This window comes from Micromonospora sp. NPDC048839, assembly GCF_040649915.1.
Classification (GTDB): Bacteria; Actinomycetota; Actinomycetes; order Mycobacteriales; family Micromonosporaceae; genus Micromonospora.
Genome location: NZ_JBEZGL010000003.1, coordinates 130,279 through 145,345, shown reverse-complemented (window position 1 = coordinate 145,345; position 15,067 = coordinate 130,279). Strand labels below are relative to the sequence as shown.

Sequence of the window (15,067 nt, the reverse complement as noted above, 5' to 3'; positions counted from 1 at the left end):
CAACTGCCGGTCAACCCGGGGCGGTCTGCTGAAGCGGCTTCCCCCGACGACAGGAGCCGCGATGCGACGTACCCTTCCGACCCTCGGCCTGGCCGGCGTGCTGCTCGCGGCCGCCGTGGCCGTGCCCACCATGGCCGAGGCCGGCCCGGCGACCGACGCCGACCGCTCCCGGGCGAACGACCGGCCGATTGTGATCGCTCACCGGGGCGCCAGCGGCTATCGGCCGGAGCACACGGTGGAGGCGTACCGGTTGGCGATCCGGATGGGCGCCGACTACATCGAGCCGGACCTGGTATCCACCTCCGACGGGGTGCTGGTCGCCCGGCACGAGAACGAGATCTCCGGTACCACCGACGTGTCGACGCACCCGGAATTCGCGGCCCGCAAGGCGACGAAGACCATCGACGGTGTCGCCGTGACCGGCTGGTTCACCGAGGACTTCACCCTCGCCGAGTTGAAGACGCTGCGAGCCAAGGAGCGGCTGCCGCAGGTCCGCGTGGCGAACACCGCGTTCGACGGCCGCTTCGAGGTGCCCACCCTCCAGGAGGTCATCGATCTGGCCCGGACCGAGGGGCGGGCACGGGGCCGCACCATCGGCATCTACCCGGAGACCAAGCACCCCACCTACTTCGCCTCGATCGGCCTGCCGCTGGAGGAGCCGCTGCTGCGGGTGCTGCGGCAGAACAAGCTGGACCGGAAGAACTCGCCGGTCTTCATCCAGTCGTTCGAGACGGCCAACCTGCGCCGCCTGAGCAAGCTGACCGACGTCAAGCTGGTTCAACTGCTCGACGCGACCGGCCGCCCGTACGACTTCACCGCCGCCGGCGACACCCGCAGCTACCAGGACCTGGCCACGCCGGCCGGGCTGAAGTGGATCGCCGGGTACGCCGACGGCATCGGCGCGAACAAGAACCTGATCGTGCCCCGCGACGCCACCGGCGCCCTGCTCGCCCCCACCAACGTGGTGCGCGACGCGCACCGGGAGCGGCTGCTCGTGCACTCCTGGACGTTCCGCGCGGAGAACCAGTTCCTCCCGGTCGACTTCCGGATCGGCACCGACCCGAACGGACGCGGCGACATCACGGCCGAGTACGAACTCTTCCTCGGCCTGGGCCTGGACGGCGTCTTCAGCGACCACCCGGACACCGCCGTCGCCGCCCGCGCCGGCCTCTGACCCGCCCGCGCCGGCCTCTGACCTCTTCCGCGCCGGCGCCTGACCTGTTCCGCGCCGGCGCCTGATCCATTTCGAACGTCGGCTCGGAGCTGATCCGCTCCGAGTCGACCACCGGGCCGACCACGCCCGGCCCGACCGCTGGCCCGTCGTCCGCCACCCGGACGACGGGCCAGCGGCACGTCCGGGACACCGCTCGCAGATCGCGTTGTATCGGGGTTGGCGCAGGGCTGCGACTGCTCTTGGCGATGTTGCGCCCGGGATCGTGTTGTGTCGAGGGTTGGCGCAGGGCGAGGTCCGCTCCTGACGGTCTCACTCGCAAGATCGTGCTCGATCCTGGATTGAGTGGTGTCCCCGCGCGTCCGGGGCCACTAGATCCATGATCGAGCACGATCTTGAGGGGCGAGTCGGGCTTCGAGAGCCGCAAACTTCGCTGATGTTGCTGTGTCGGGGCGGGCTGAGGCAGCAACTTCACCGATGTTGCTGCCTCGCCGCCGGTTGAGGCAGCAGCATCGGGCAAGTTGCGCAGATCTTGACCGCTGGGCGTCCCGGGATGCGCTCGGGTGGAGTGCTAACGGCCGGGGTGCTCGGCGACGTAGGTGCCGCGGCCGGGCTGACCGGTGATCAGCTCGCGGTCGTGGAGCAGTGAGAGCGCCCGCGAGGCGGTGTTCATGTGCACTGCGTAGCTCTCGGCGAGTTCCCGAGTGGACGGCAGCTTGTCGCCCGGCTTCAGCTCGCCGCTCTTGATCTTCGCGGCGATCTCGTTGGCGATGCGACGATATGGGGCTTCTGCGGTGGGCATGGTGAAGACTCCGGTCGGTTCGGCGTCTTCGATCATGCCGGCCTGCACCAGTTACTGCAACAGGTTGTGGTGTTGCTGCTTCACATCGTCGACCTACACAAGTAATTGGTGTAGGTTGCTGGTGTCCGGCTCCGGTTGGTTCGGCAAACCCTCGGGGTGTGGGCGTGAGATGGGTTCCGCGTTCGTACTGCCGACGAGGGCTGCGGGTGTGGGGCCGGGCGGTCCGGTGTGCGTCCCCTACCCGCACACCGGACCGCCCACCAGGCCAACGCAAGGTGGTGATTGTGGGCGCGACGCGGGAACGGTTCGTTGTGCATCTGCCGGTGGTCGCGGAGGACCTGTCGGGAGCGCTGCGGTTCGCTCGGGCGATCACGCGGGCGCTGGGTTTCCTCGCCGACGTGGACCGGGCTGAGACGACGGTGTCGGAGGAGGATGCTCAGTGCGTACGGCATCGGGTTTTCTGTGACAGCTTGCTCGGTGGTCGTCGGCGGTGTCCGCGCCCGGCCGACCACGACGGGCCCTGCGGTTGACCGGGCGGGCGGGTGGCGCGAGGCGACACATCCGTCGGGTGGTCCGTAGGGGTTTGGGCCATCGGGAGGGTGGGGCTCCCGAGTGGCGGTGCGGCCCGTTGTAACCCCCGGCCACCTCATTCCCGTTACTTGTGTGTTTCCGCCACATAGCTCGTGGGTGACGTCACTTCTAGCGTGAGCCGACAACACAGCATCCTGTCCTCACCCTGGAGTCGCGATGACGGTCCGGCACACGCGGCGGGCGTTCCTCTCCGCCGCCACGATGATGGCTGCGGCACTGGCCGCCACGGCCTGTGGTAGCCCGCAGGACACCGCCACCGGCGGCGGCGACAACGCCGCGCCGGTCAAGGTCGGTCTGGTGTACTCCCAGTCGGGAGCCCTGGCCAGCTACGGAAAGCAGTACATCGAGGGGTTCAAGGCGGGGTTGGACTTCGCCACGAAGGGCACCGGCAAGGTCGGTGACCGGCAGATCGAGCTGACCGAGGTCGACGACGCGGGTGACCCGGCCAAGGCGGTCTCCGCCGCGAAGGACCTGATCGGCAAGGGCACGAAGATCATTGCTGGTTCCACCGCCTCCGGCGTGGCGCTTCAGGTCGCGCCGATCGCGGCGCAGAACAAGGTCCTGTTCATCTCCGGCCCGGCCGCCACCGACGCGGTGACCGGCGCGAACAAGTACACGTTCCGTTCCGGGCGGCAGTCCTACCAGGACGTGGTGACCGCCAAGTCGTTCATCGGGGACCCGACCGGCAAGAAGGTCGTGGTCTTCGCCCAGGACGGCGCGTTCGGCGACGCCAACGAGGCGGCCGTCAAGGCCGTCATCGGCAGCGCGGGTGCCAGCGTGAGCAGCGTCCGGGCGCCGGCCAGCGCCACCGAGTTCACGCCGTTCGCCAGCCAGATCAAGGCGGCCAAGCCGGACCTGCTCTTCGTGGCCTGGGCCGGCACCACCGCCCCGGCGATGTGGCAGAGCCTCGACCAGCAGGGCGTGCTCTCGTCCACCACTGTCGTCACCGGCCTGGACATCCGCTCGTCCTGGCCCACCTTCGGCGCGGCCGGCACGAAGATCTCCTTCCTGTCGCACTACTTCGACGGTGCCAGCGACACCGAGGCCAGCAAGGCGCTGAAGGCCAAGGTCAGCACCATCGACCTGTTCCACCCGGACGGCTTCGCCGCCGCCCAGATGGTGGTCCGTGCGGTGCAGGAGGGCGGGGACGACGTCGACAAGATGGTCACCGCCCTGGAGGACTGGAGCTTCGACGGGGTCAAGGGCAAGATGACCATCCGGGCCGCCGACCACGCGCTGCTCCAGCCGATGTTCCAGGCCAAGCTGACCGGCAGCGGCACCGAGTTCACGGCGACCGCGCAGAAGAGCCTCACCGGTGACGAGACCGCGCCGCCGGCCGTGGCCATGAAGGGCTGAGCCATGCTCGCCACCCGCGGTCTGACCTGGCGGATCGGTGAGGTCGCCATCGTCGACAGCGTCTACCTCGACCTCGCGCCCGGGGAGTTCCTGGGCGTGATCGGGCCGAACGGCGCCGGCAAGACCTCACTGTTCAACCTGATCACCGGCCTGCGCCGGGCCACGGAGGGCCGGGTCGTCCTGGACGGGCAGGACATCGGGGAACTCCCGCCGCACCGGCGGGCACGCCTCGGGCTGGGCCGTACCTTCCAGGCGTCCTCGGTCTTCGGCTCGCTCAGCGTGCGGGAGAACGTCCGGCTCGCCGTGCAGGCGCACCGCGGGGGCTCGATGGCACTGTGGCGGCGGGCGGCGGCCGACCGGGAGGTCGCCGCCGCCGCCGACACGGCACTCGACCGGGTCGGCCTCGCCCACCGGGGTACGGCCCTCGCCGGCACCCTGGCCCACGGCGAGAAACGCAAGCTGGAGATCGCCCTGCTGCTCGCCGGCGAACCGCGGGTGATGCTGCTGGACGAGCCGATGGCCGGGGTCAGCGCCGAGGACGTACCCGAGCTGGTGGCCGTGATCAAGTCGTTGACCGGCGACAGCGGCCGGGCGGTGCTGATGGTCGAGCACCACATGGACGTCATCCTGGAGTTGGCCGACCGGATCGCCGTCATGCACCACGGCGCGCTGCTGGCCTGCGACACCCCGGAGACGGTGATGGCGAACCCCACGGTGCAAGAGGCCTACCTGGGGGAGTCGCTCTGATGGAACCAGTTCTCACGGTAGAGGACCTGTCGGTCCGGATCTCCGGGCTGCACATCCTGCAGGGGGTGTCGTTCACGGTCGCGCCGACCGGGGTGACCGTCCTGCTCGGCCGCAACGGTGTCGGCAAGACCACCACGCTGCGCGCGATCGTCGGCCTCACCCCACCCGCCGGAGAGGTCCGCGGCACTGTCCGGATGGGCGCGCAGAGCCTGCTGGCCCAACCCACCCACCGGCTGGTCCGCGGTGGGCTCGGCTACGTGCCCGAGGACCGGTGCGTGTTCGCCGGCCTCACCGTCGCGGAGAACCTGCGGCTCGCCGAGCGGCGCGGCACCACCCCGGCGTACGACAAGGTCTTCGCGCTCTTCCCGGAGCTGGACCGGCGCGGACGGCAACGGGCGGGTTCGCTCTCCGGTGGGCAGCAGCAGATGCTCGCGATCGGGCGGGTGCTGCTCAACGACAACCGGCTGCTGCTGGTCGACGAGCCGACCAAGGGGTTGGCGCCGAAGGTGGTGACCGAGGTGGCCGAGGTGTTGGAACGGGTCGCGGAGTCGGTGCCGGTGCTGCTCGTCGAGCAGAACCTGGCGGTCGTACGCCGGCTGGCCCGCGACGCGGTGGTGCTGGCCGCCGGCAAGGTGGCCTGGACCGGCGACGCCCACGAGCTGCTGGTGGAGACGGCGCTGACCAAGTCGCTGCTCGGGGTGGGCTCGGCGGAGGTGAGTCACTGATGGGCACCGTGATCCTGTTGGCGTTGACCGGGCTCGGCCTGGCGGCGCTGTACTTCCTCGTCGCGTCCGGCCTGTCGCTGGTCTTCGGCCTGGCCGACGTGCTCAACTTCGCGCACGGGTTGTTCCTGGGTGTCGGCGCGTACGGCACCTGGTGGGCGGCGGGCAACCTGCCGGGCGCGGGTGCCGACGGGTTCGGCTTCGTGTTCGCGGTCGCCTTCGGGGTGGCCGCCGGCACGCTGGTGGCGATCCTGGTCGAGTTGGTGCTGATCCGCCCGCTCTACTCCCGCACCATCGAACAGGTGCTCGTCACCGTCGGCCTGTCCCTGGCCGGGGTGGCGTTGTTGCAGGCCACCTGGGGTGCGGATGCCCGGCCGTTCCCGCGTCCGGACTGGACCCGGCAGGTGACCGGCATCCTCGGCGCGCAGGTGCCCAACGGTGGCCTGCTGCTGATCATCGCGGCGGTGCTGGTGCTCGGCGCGATCCTGGCGTTCCTGCGCTGGACCCGGTACGGGCTGGTGATCCGGGCCGGCGTGGAGAACCGGGAGATGGTGACCGCGCTGGGCATCGACGTGCGCAAGGCGTTCACCCTGGTCTTCGCGATCGGTGGGGCGGCCGCCGCGCTCGCCGGGGCGCTCGGTGGGGTCTACTTCGGCACCGTCTCGCCCGGCCAGGGCAGCTCGCTGCTGATCTTCGCGTTCATCGTGGTGGTGATCGGTGGGATGGGCTCGGTGGTCGGCTCCGCGTACGCGGCGGTCGTGGTCGGGCTGGTGCAGCAGTTCGTCAACTACTACGGCACGTCCGGGCTCGGCGACATCTGCGTGGTCGGGCTGCTGGCCGTGGTGCTGCTGCTGCGCCCGCAGGGCATCGCCGGAAAGGTGGCAACGGCATGACGGTGATCGACGCGCCTCCCGCGCAGGTGCCCGACGAGTTGACCCCGCAGCGGGGGCGGTGGCACCGAGTGCGCCCGTTTTTGCCGCTGGTCGCGGTGGTGGTGCTGGCGATCCTGCCGTACTCGACGATCTCCCTGCCGGGGATCTTCGAGGGGCCGGTCAACTCGCCCGGCACCCTGCAACTGCTCGCCATCTGCCTGATCTTCGGCGGGTTGGCCGCCGGGTACGACCTGCTCTTCGGGCGGACCGGCATGCTCTCCTTCGGGCACGCGCTGTACTTCGCCGCCGGCGTGTACGGCACCGACATCCTCATCACCCGGGCCGGTCTGCCGCTGTGGCAGGCGGCGCTGTTGACGATCACCGGCGGGACGATCCTCGCCGCTCTGCTCGGCGCGGTGGCGCTGCGGACCGTGGGCATCGCGTTCGCCATGGTCACCTTGGCCTTCGCCCAGGTCGGCGCGATCCTGGTGGCCCGGGACTTCGGCGGGCTCACCGGCGGCGAGGAGGGTCTGCCGCTGGACGTGTCCGGGCTGCCGGCCGGCCTGGTCGGGGTGACGAACACCGTCAACCTGTACTGGCTGGCGCTCGCGTACCTCACGCTTGTGGTCTTCGTGGTGCACCGGGTGAGCGGGTCGCCGACCGGTCGGGTGCTCGCCGGGCTGCGTGACGACGAGCGGCGGATCGGTGTGCTGGGGCTGGACCCGTACCGCTACAAGCTGGTGGCGTTCACCCTCGCCGGCGGACTGGCGTCGGCGGGCGGGGTGGTCTACGTCCTGATCGTCGGCGGCGCGTCCCCGCACATCACCTCGTCCGAGCTGACCCTGTCGCTGCTGGTCATGGTGGTGCTCGGCGGGCCGGGCACCCGGTGGGGGCCGGTGCTCGGCGGCGTCCTCTACATGTACCTGGACCACCGGCTCACCGCGTTCGGCACGAGCGACGCGGTGGACAACCTGCCGGCCGTCCTCAGCCGTCCGCTGAGCCAGCCGCTGTTCGTCCTGGGCACGGTCTTCATTCTGGCCGTCTACTTCTTCCCAGGAGGCCTGACCAGCCTGGCCCCCCGCCTGTCCCACCTGACCAAATCCCTCCGCCCCCCGCGCTAACTCGGAAGTAGACCCACTTCCTCCCGATTAGGGCCGCTTCGCGCAGCGGAGCGACAGCGACTAACCCCACCCCCTTCGAGCCCGCCTGCACCCCGTCGATCATGGAGTTATCGCCACGACACGCCGTGGCGGATGGCGATAACGTCATGATCGACGGGGCTCTGTGAATGGGGAGGCACTGAGATGGGACAGCGGGTTGCTGTTGTCAGCGGGGGTGGGACCGGGATCGGGGCGGCCGTTGCCGGTTCACTTGTCCGGGACGGGTACGACGTTGTGATCGTCGGGCGGCGCGCGGACGTGTTGTCGGCCGCCGCCTCGCAGATCTCGGTCGACTGCGGGCGGCCCGACGCCGTGACCGCCGTGACCGCGGACCTGACCGAGCCGGAGCACCTCGACCGGGTACTCGCGGCGGTCGCCGGCCGGCCGGTCGACGTGGTGGTCAACAACGCCGGCGGCTACCTGGGCGGGGACACCTCCACGTTGGAGGGGACCGCCGCGCACTGGCGGGCCAACCTGGACGCCAACGTGCTCACCGCCGTGCTGCTGACCGAGGCACTGCGGCCGGTCCTGCGTCGGCCCGGCGGGCGGGTGATCCTGGTCAGCTCGATCGCCGCCCAGCGGGGCGGCGGTGGGGCGTACTCGGCCGCGAAGGCGGCCCTGCACGGTTGGGCGTACGACCTGGCCGCGAAGCTCGGCCCGGATCAGATCACGGTAAACGTGGTGAGCCCCGGTTATGTCGCCGAAACCGAGTTCTTCGGCGACCGGATGACCGCCGAGGGGCACGCGCAGCGGGTGGCGGCGACCCTGGTCGGACGGGCCGGGCTGCCGGACGACATCGCCGAGGCCGTCCGCTATCTCGCGAGCCCGGCCGCCGGATACGTCACCGGCCAGGTCCTCGGCGTCAACGGGGGCTCGGTCCTCGGCCGCTGACCACACGAACGCAGGAGGGCGGCGACCCCCGTTGGTCGCCGCCCTCCTACGTCGTGGGTCAGCCGTTCAGCAACTCGTACGCCATCGGTGGCGCCTTCGTCGCGGCGGCGCCGGTCGGCACGCTGATCTTCGGAGTGGAGCCGTAGTCGGCGTAGTTGACGACGTAGTCGTACGCCTTCGCCTTGCCGGCGGCCGGGATCTTCAGCGTCAGCGAGGTCAGGTTCTTGTCCGCGCCGACGACCGCCGTGAACGGCACCTTCTTGCCGGCTTCGCCCAGCGCCACCGCCTCGCCGTCGTCGAACGCCTTCGCCGCCTCCCCGGCGCTCACGTCGATGAACCCGACGTACGTACCGGGGCTCTGCTCCTCGACCGAGGTGGCCGCCTCGATGAGCGGACCGGCGTTGCCCTGGTCCGCACCGTCGTAGGTCGGGATGCCAGCGCTGTCGGAAAGCTTGGTGCGGTCCAGCTTCATCCACTTGTCCGGGAACTTCGGCAGCCCCGCCTGCCCGGTCAGCTTCGCCTTCATCCACAGCTCGTCGGCGATGATCAGCACCGACATCTTGACGGTGATGCCCTCCGAGCCGGGCGCGATCGTGCTGTTCACCTCGATGCCCTTCGCGTCCGGGTCGACCCGCCCGCTCAGCGTGCTGGACGAGTCCTTGCCGGTGAACCGGAACGCCCCCTCGGTGCCCTCCGGAACGGATTCCAGGAGCACCTGCTTCGGGTCGGCGGTCGGGCTGGCGCTCGGGCTGTCGCTCGGGTTGCTCCGCGGTGCCGAGGCCGGTCCGCCCGTGGGTCCGCACCCCCCGAGCAGGGTGGTCGTGGCCAGCATGGCGGCGATCACGCCGACCGTGCGGCGGGTGGTGCTCGCGGTGCCCGTTGCCTGTGTCATCACATTCTCTTTCTCGCTGCGTGGCTGGTGCCGATGACCATGTTGTCGGCAGGCACGGCGGTGCGGCTGCCGATATGCTGCCGTCCGGCTGCCGGGCACTGCCGTCCGGCGCTGCCGGAGGTGTCAGGAGCGGGAATACGCATGTCAGCAACGCTGCGTTTCGAGATCCTCGGGCTTCAGCGGGCCTGGTACGCCGACCGCGAGATCGACCTCGGTCCCGGCAAACAGCGTGCTGTGCTGACCGTGCTGCTGCTCTCCGCGGGCCGTCCGGTGTCCACCGGGCAGATCGTCGAGGCGGTCTGGCCGGAGGATCCACCCGCTAACGGCCCCAACGTGGTGCAGAAGTACGTCGCCGGGTTGCGCCGGGTGCTGGAGCCGGAGCGGTCGCCGCGTACGCCGGGCCAGGTGTTGAGCCTGACCGATGCCGGGTACCTGCTCCGCGTCGATCCGGACGCGGTCGACGCGGTCCGCTTCCAGCGGGGGATCCACCGCGCCCGGCAGCGACGGGCCGAGGGCCGTGCCGCCGAGGCGTTGACCGAACTGGCCACCGCCCTGGCGCTCTGGCAGGGCGAGCCGTTCACGGGCTTCACCGGGCCGTTCCTGGAGGCGGCCCGGCAACGGTTGATCGAACTGCGGGCAGTGGCATTGGAGACCCGCGCCGACCTGATGCTGGACCTCGGCCGGCACCGGGAGATGGTCGGGGAGCTGGTGGAGTTGGTGGCGGAGTTCCCGGTCCGGGAACGACCGCGGCACCAACTCATGCTGGCGCTCTATCGCAGTGGGCGGCAGGCGGAGGCGCTCGCGGCCTACCGGGAGTTCGGCGACCTGCTCCGGGAGGAGTACGGCATCGGGCCGGGCGAGGGGCTGCAGGCACTGCACCGGCGCATCCTCTGCTCCGACCCGACCCTCACGGTGGCGAAGCCGTCGAGCGAGCCGGAACTGCGCCGACCCACGCCGGCTCCCAGCCCTCGCCAACCAGCCGACCCACCCGCGCCGCCGGCGGTGTCACCGCCGCCCGTGTCACCGCCGCCCGTGTCACCGCCGCCCGCGCCAACGCCGCCCAGCCCGCCCGGGTCGCCGGGTGTCGCGGTCACCCCGCAGCCCGTTCCGTACCCGGTCGCGGTGCCCCCGGGCGGGCATCCGTCCCGGACCACCCGGGGGCAGTCGGCCCCGAGCTGGCTGAGTGTCAGCGTGACGATCGTCGGCACGCTGACCGCGGTGTTCTCCTTCGGTCTGCTCACCTGGCTGGTGGTGCTGTTCTACGCCAGTTGGCGGCGAAGCTGGCGCAACGGGCTCATCGGTGTGGGTTATCTGTCGCTGACCGCCACGATCATCGCGATATTCGGCAACAGCGACTCGGAGGAGATGAGCGACACCGAGGGTCTCCTGATCGTGGCCTGGTTGCTCGTCTGGCTAATCGGGGTCGTGCACACGATCCTGCTCAACGGCGCGCTCTGGTCGGCCCTCACCAGTCGGATCGCGGGGTCGCCTCCGCCGGTGGTCGACGACCGTCGGGTCCGTCGTGAGCAGGCCCGCTACCTGCTCTACCACTACCCGGCGGCGCGGCAGGAGCTGCACATCGGCCGGCCCGACCTGTACCGCACCTTCGACGACGGCGGCCTGGTGGACGTCAACGCGGTCGGGGAGCCGACGATCGCCGAGCTGCCCGGAATCACCCCCGGGCAGGCGCGGCAGGTGGTGATGGACCGTTGGCTCCGTGGCCCGTTCGGCTCGATGGAGGACCTGGCCGGCCGGTGCCTCCTCCCGCCGGTGCTCACTGACTCCCTGCGCGAGCTGCTCATCTTCTTCCCCCCGCCGGCCGTGCCCGCCCCGCCCGCGGCAGCGCCCGGCCGGATCGAGTGAGGCGACCCGCACAGCGCGCGACGGGCAGGGACGTCTCCCGTTGCTGGTAGAAATGCCGGATGGGCGACGAGTGGGCGGCGGTACGGGAACGGGCCGAGGCGGTGCTGCGTCGGCTGGCCGGCGACCACGCCCGGCTGCGCGAAGATCAGTGGCGGGCGATCGAGGCACTGGTTGTCGACCGGCGGCGGGTGCTCTGTGTGCAGCGCACCGGTTGGGGCAAGTCGGCTGTCTACTTCGTGGCCACCGCCCTGCTGCGAGAGGGCGGCGAGCACGGCCCGACCGTCATCGTGTCGCCGCTGCTGGCGTTGATGCGCAACCAGGTCGAGGCCGCCGCGCGGGCCGGCATCCGGGCCCGCACGATCAACTCGGCGAACCTCGACGAGTGGGACGAGATCACCGCCGAGATCCAGACCGGTGCGGTGGACGTGCTGCTGATCAGCCCGGAGCGGCTCAACAATCCGGACTTCCGCGACGGCGTGCTGCCGAAGCTGGCCGCGACCACCGGGCTGCTGGTGGTCGACGAGGCGCACTGCGTCTCCGACTGGGGGCACGATTTCCGCCCCGACTACCGGCGGCTGCGCACGTTCCTCGCCGAGCTGCCCGAGCGCACGCCCGTGCTGGCCACCACCGCCACCGCCAACACCCGGGTCACCCAGGACGTGGCGGAGCAGTTGGGTGACGCCCTCGTCCTGCGCGGCACCCTGGACCGCGAGTCGCTACGCCTCGGTGTGCTCGACCTGCCCAGCCCGGCGCACCGGTTGGCCTGGCTCGCCGACCACCTGGACCAGCTGCCCGGCTCGGGCATCGTCTACACGCTGACCGTGGCGGCAGCGGGGGAGACGGCCGAGTTCCTGCGCTCCCGCGGCTACCCGGTGTCCTCGTACACGGGGCAGGTCGAGGACGCCGACCGGCGAGCCGCCGAGCAGGACCTGCTCGACAACAAGATCAAGGCGTTGGTCGCCACCAGCGCGCTCGGCATGGGCTTCGACAAACCCGACCTGGGCTTCGTCGTCCACCTCGGCGCACCCCCCTCACCGATCGCGTACTACCAGCAGGTCGGCCGCGCCGGCCGCGCCGTCGAGCACGCCGAGGTGCTGCTGCTGCCCGGTGCCGAGGACGCGGCCATCTGGCGCTACTTCGCCTCGCTGGCGTTCCCGCCGGAGCAGCAGGTGCGTGCCGTGCTGGCCGCGCTGCACACCGACCGCCCGCTCAGCACCCAGGCCCTCGAACCCCTCGTCGACCTGCGCCGGACCAGGTTGGAGTTGATGCTCAAGGTGCTCGACGTGGACGGCGCGGTCCGCCGGGTGCGCGGCGGCTGGCTCTCCACCGGAGAGCCCTGGGTCTACGACGAGGCCCGGTTGCGCCGCGTCGCCGAGGCACGCACCGTCGAGCAACAGGCCATGCGGGAGTACGCGACCACGCCCAACTGCCGGATGCGGTATCTGCGGGAGTGCCTGGACGACGCCGGGGCGGCCGACTGCGGGCGGTGCGACAGGTGCGCCGATCCGATCTTCGTCGCCGACGTGTCGACGGCCGCGCTCGCCGCCGCGCAGACGTTCCTGGGTCGACCTGGCGTGGAGATCGCCCCCAAGAAGCTCTGGCCGACCGGCTTGGACGCGGTGGGCGTACCCCTCAAGGGCCGGATCGCCCCCGCGGAGCAGGCGCTGCCGGGGCGGGCCGTCGGGCGTCTCTCGGACCTCGGCTGGGGTGGCCGGCTGCGCGACCTCGTCGGCCCGGAGGCGCCGGACGCGCCGGTGCCCGACGACGTCGTCGGGGCCGTGGTGGAGGTGTTGAAGGCGTGGGCGCACGGCGACGACCCGTGGCCGCGCCGGCCGGTGGGTGTGGTCGCGGTGGGTTCCCGGCGACGGCCCCGGCTGGTCGGCTCGCTGGCCGAGCGGATCGCCGCCGTGGGCCGGCTGCCGCTGCTCGGCGAGGTCACCCCGGCCGGTCCGGGTGGGCCGGCCGGTCCGCGCGGCAACAGTGCCCAACGGGTACGCGCGCTGCACGACACGTTCACCGTGCCGGCCGACCTGGCCGACGCCGTGGCCGGCCTGGACGGCCCGGTGCTGCTCGTCGACGACCTGGTCGACTCGGGCTGGACGATGACCCTGGTGGCTCGGGCACTGCGCCGGGCGGGCGCGCCCGACGTGCTCCCGCTTGCCCTCGCCGTGGCCGGCTGACCTGCTGGACCGCTGCGCGCACGTCGGTGCGGGATAGTTCCCGGGCGGCGGCGAATGCGACGGTCGCCACGCCGTCCGGGCGTCGGCCTGGGGTGGTCCGTCGCGGCGGTACGGTGGGCGGCATGACCGACCAGCGCCCCGTCGCCGTGCCGGTGGTGCCTGACCAGGTCCCCGACGCGGTGGTGGTCTCTGCCCGGGCCTCCGATCCGGCGGTGGTGTCTGACTACGTCTCCGCCGCACCGGATCGGAGCACACTCCGGCTGGCGTTGGTGGTCGGCGGGCTGGTGCTGGCGGTGCTGCTCGGCTTCGGCCTCGGCCGGCTGAACACCAACGGTGCCGCCACCGGCAGCCCGTCGTTGGCCGCCGAGCACACCGACCCGCCGGGCGTCGCACCGCACAACCACGGCTCCGCCACGACCACCGATCAGGGCGCGGCCACCGAGCCGGGCGGGCTGGCGGTCAGCGCGGCCGGGTTCACCCTGGCCCCGCTGGTCACCGAGTTCGCGGCGGGTCGCCCCGATCAACTCCGCTTCCAGGTGCGCGACGCGCAGCGCCGGCCGGTCACCCGGTTCGCCATCGTGCACGACAAGCCGCTGCACCTCATCGTCGTCCGGCGGGACCTGACCGGTTACCAGCACCTGCACCCGACGATGGCGGCGGACGGCACCTGGTCGGTGCCGTTGACCCTCGCGCAGCCCGGCGTCTGGCGCGCGTACGCCGACTTCACCGTGGTCGCCGACAACGGCGCGCAGACCGCGGTGACCCTCGGCGCGGACCTGGTCGCGCCCGGCGACTACCAGCCCCGGTCGCTGCCCGCCCCGGCCACCTCGACGACGGTGGACGGCTTCACCGTCGGCTACCAGGGGACTCCGCAGGCCGGGGCGACGGTGCCGGTGACCTTCCGGATCGAGGGCGCCGGCGGTGCCGCCCCGCTGGAGCGGTACCTCGGGGCGTACGGGCACCTGGTGGCGTTGCGCGAGGGCGACCTCGGCTACCTGCACGTGCACCCGGAGCCGGATCTGGTGGACGGCCAGGTCAAGTTCTGGTTGACCACCCCCGGTCCAGGCCGCTACCGCCTCTACCTGGATTTCCAGGTGAACGCCGAGGTCAAAACCGCCGAATTCACCCTAACCGTCCCCTGAGCGCGCCCCCACGGCCCCCACGGCCCCCACGGCCCCCGCCCCGGCTCCTGGTGATCACGAGGTTATTGCTCCGACACGCCGTGGTGGGTGGCAATAACCTCATGATCAACGGCCCGAGCGCGAGGGTGGGGGAGCGCGGGCGAGGGGGCGGGTGCGGAGCGGCGCGGGGTGCGGAGTGGGTTAGCCGGCTCGGCGGATTGGGCGGCGGGCCAGGTAGCGCAGCAGGTCGCGGATGTGGTGCTTCTCCTCGGCGGGGACCGTCGGGTCGGCCAGCCGGTCGAGGATGGCTCGGACGTCGGCCTCTACCGGGCCGTCGTCGTGACGTCGGCGGGGAGTGGGGCCGGCGTCGGGCAGGCCGAGCGCGCGGAACGCGGCGGCGACCGGCAGGTCCAGTGCGGCACAGAAGCCGCGCACCTTGGCCAGCTCGGGGTAGTCCTGCCAGTCACCGGCCAGCCAGCGGAACACGGTGGAGCGACCCACACCGGTGTGCGCGGCAAGATCGGTCACGGTCCAGCCACGGTCGTCGCGGGCGTCGTCGATGGCGCGCCGGACGAAGCGGGCGAAGGCCATTTGCGGTGTTACGTCGGCTGATCCCATCCCTGCGTGTCTTCCCCCCTGCCGGAGCACCGGGACGATGCGCCTTCCGAGGGTAGTACGCCCGGGGCGCGAAACAATTGA

Annotated in this window: 13 protein-coding genes; 10 read left to right on the top strand and 3 right to left on the bottom strand. The window is 71.5% G+C overall.

All coding sequences use genetic code 11. The annotated features are described in order from the left end of the window. Positions 1-61: 61 nt before the first annotated feature. Positions 62-1,174, top strand: a complete 1,113-nt coding sequence (locus tag AB0C25_RS06675) for a glycerophosphodiester phosphodiesterase (RefSeq protein WP_357370327.1) — start codon at positions 62-64, stop codon at positions 1,172-1,174. Between the two features lie 568 nt (positions 1,175-1,742). On the opposite strand, the gene AB0C25_RS06670 is transcribed toward AB0C25_RS06675, so the two are convergent. Beyond that, complete coding sequence (locus AB0C25_RS06670; protein ID WP_139586398.1) at positions 1,743-1,973, bottom strand: winged helix-turn-helix domain-containing protein; 231 nt, start codon at positions 1,971-1,973, stop codon at positions 1,743-1,745. 747 nt (positions 1,974-2,720) lie between these two features. On the opposite strand from AB0C25_RS06670, the gene AB0C25_RS06665 reads away from it, so the two are divergent. The 6 genes from AB0C25_RS06665 to AB0C25_RS06640 all read left to right on the top strand — a co-directional run bounded on the left by AB0C25_RS06665 (position 2,721) and on the right by AB0C25_RS06640 (position 8,312). Beyond that, positions 2,721-3,920: a substrate-binding domain-containing protein gene (locus AB0C25_RS06665; protein WP_357370325.1), complete on the top strand. Its 1,200-nt coding sequence runs from the start codon at positions 2,721-2,723 to the stop codon at positions 3,918-3,920. A gap of 3 nt (positions 3,921-3,923) precedes the next feature. Further along, positions 3,924-4,667, top strand: a complete 744-nt coding sequence (locus AB0C25_RS06660; RefSeq protein WP_357253952.1) for an ABC transporter ATP-binding protein — start codon at positions 3,924-3,926, stop codon at positions 4,665-4,667. Then, a complete protein-coding gene (locus AB0C25_RS06655; RefSeq protein WP_357370323.1) occupies positions 4,667-5,392 on the top strand; it encodes an ABC transporter ATP-binding protein in 726 nt (241 codons plus the stop codon). Before AB0C25_RS06660 ends, AB0C25_RS06655 begins: the two co-directional genes overlap by 1 nt. After that, positions 5,392-6,282 carry a branched-chain amino acid ABC transporter permease gene (locus AB0C25_RS06650; protein ID WP_357370321.1) on the top strand — a complete coding sequence of 297 codons (891 nt, stop codon included), beginning with the start codon at positions 5,392-5,394 and terminating at the stop codon, positions 6,280-6,282. Before AB0C25_RS06655 ends, AB0C25_RS06650 begins: the two co-directional genes overlap by 1 nt. After that, complete coding sequence (locus tag AB0C25_RS06645) at positions 6,279-7,382, top strand: branched-chain amino acid ABC transporter permease (RefSeq protein ID WP_357370319.1); 1,104 nt, start codon at positions 6,279-6,281, stop codon at positions 7,380-7,382. Before AB0C25_RS06650 ends, AB0C25_RS06645 begins: the two co-directional genes overlap by 4 nt. Positions 7,383-7,565: 183 nt before the next feature. Continuing rightward, positions 7,566-8,312: an SDR family oxidoreductase gene (locus tag AB0C25_RS06640; protein WP_357370317.1), complete on the top strand. Its 747-nt coding sequence runs from the start codon at positions 7,566-7,568 to the stop codon at positions 8,310-8,312. Between the two features lie 58 nt (positions 8,313-8,370). Here AB0C25_RS06640 and AB0C25_RS06635 read toward each other — a convergent pair whose 3' ends face one another. Beyond that, a complete protein-coding gene (locus AB0C25_RS06635) occupies positions 8,371-9,204 on the bottom strand; it encodes a hypothetical protein (RefSeq protein WP_357370315.1) in 834 nt (277 codons plus the stop codon). Positions 9,205-9,345: 141 nt separating this feature from the next. On the opposite strand from AB0C25_RS06635, the gene AB0C25_RS06630 reads away from it, so the two are divergent. The 3 genes from AB0C25_RS06630 (at position 9,346) to AB0C25_RS06620 (ending at position 14,389) form a co-directional block, all read left to right on the top strand. Beyond that, entirely contained in the window at positions 9,346-11,067 is a 1,722-nt protein-coding gene (locus AB0C25_RS06630; RefSeq protein ID WP_357370313.1) for a BTAD domain-containing putative transcriptional regulator, read from the top strand. A 59-nt stretch (positions 11,068-11,126) separates the two neighbouring features. Beyond that, positions 11,127-13,247, top strand: coding sequence for a RecQ family ATP-dependent DNA helicase (locus AB0C25_RS06625; protein WP_357370311.1), 2,121 nt, complete (start codon positions 11,127-11,129; stop codon positions 13,245-13,247). Positions 13,248-13,369: 122 nt separating this feature from the next. Further along, the gene (locus AB0C25_RS06620; protein ID WP_357370309.1) at positions 13,370-14,389 is read left to right on the top strand and encodes a hypothetical protein; all 1,020 of its coding nucleotides are present in this window, start codon (positions 13,370-13,372) and stop codon (positions 14,387-14,389) included. A gap of 180 nt (positions 14,390-14,569) precedes the next feature. Here AB0C25_RS06620 and AB0C25_RS06615 read toward each other — a convergent pair whose 3' ends face one another. Continuing rightward, positions 14,570-14,986, bottom strand: coding sequence for a helix-turn-helix domain-containing protein (locus tag AB0C25_RS06615; protein ID WP_357253694.1), 417 nt, complete (start codon positions 14,984-14,986; stop codon positions 14,570-14,572). Between the last annotated feature and the right edge of the window lie 81 nt (positions 14,987-15,067).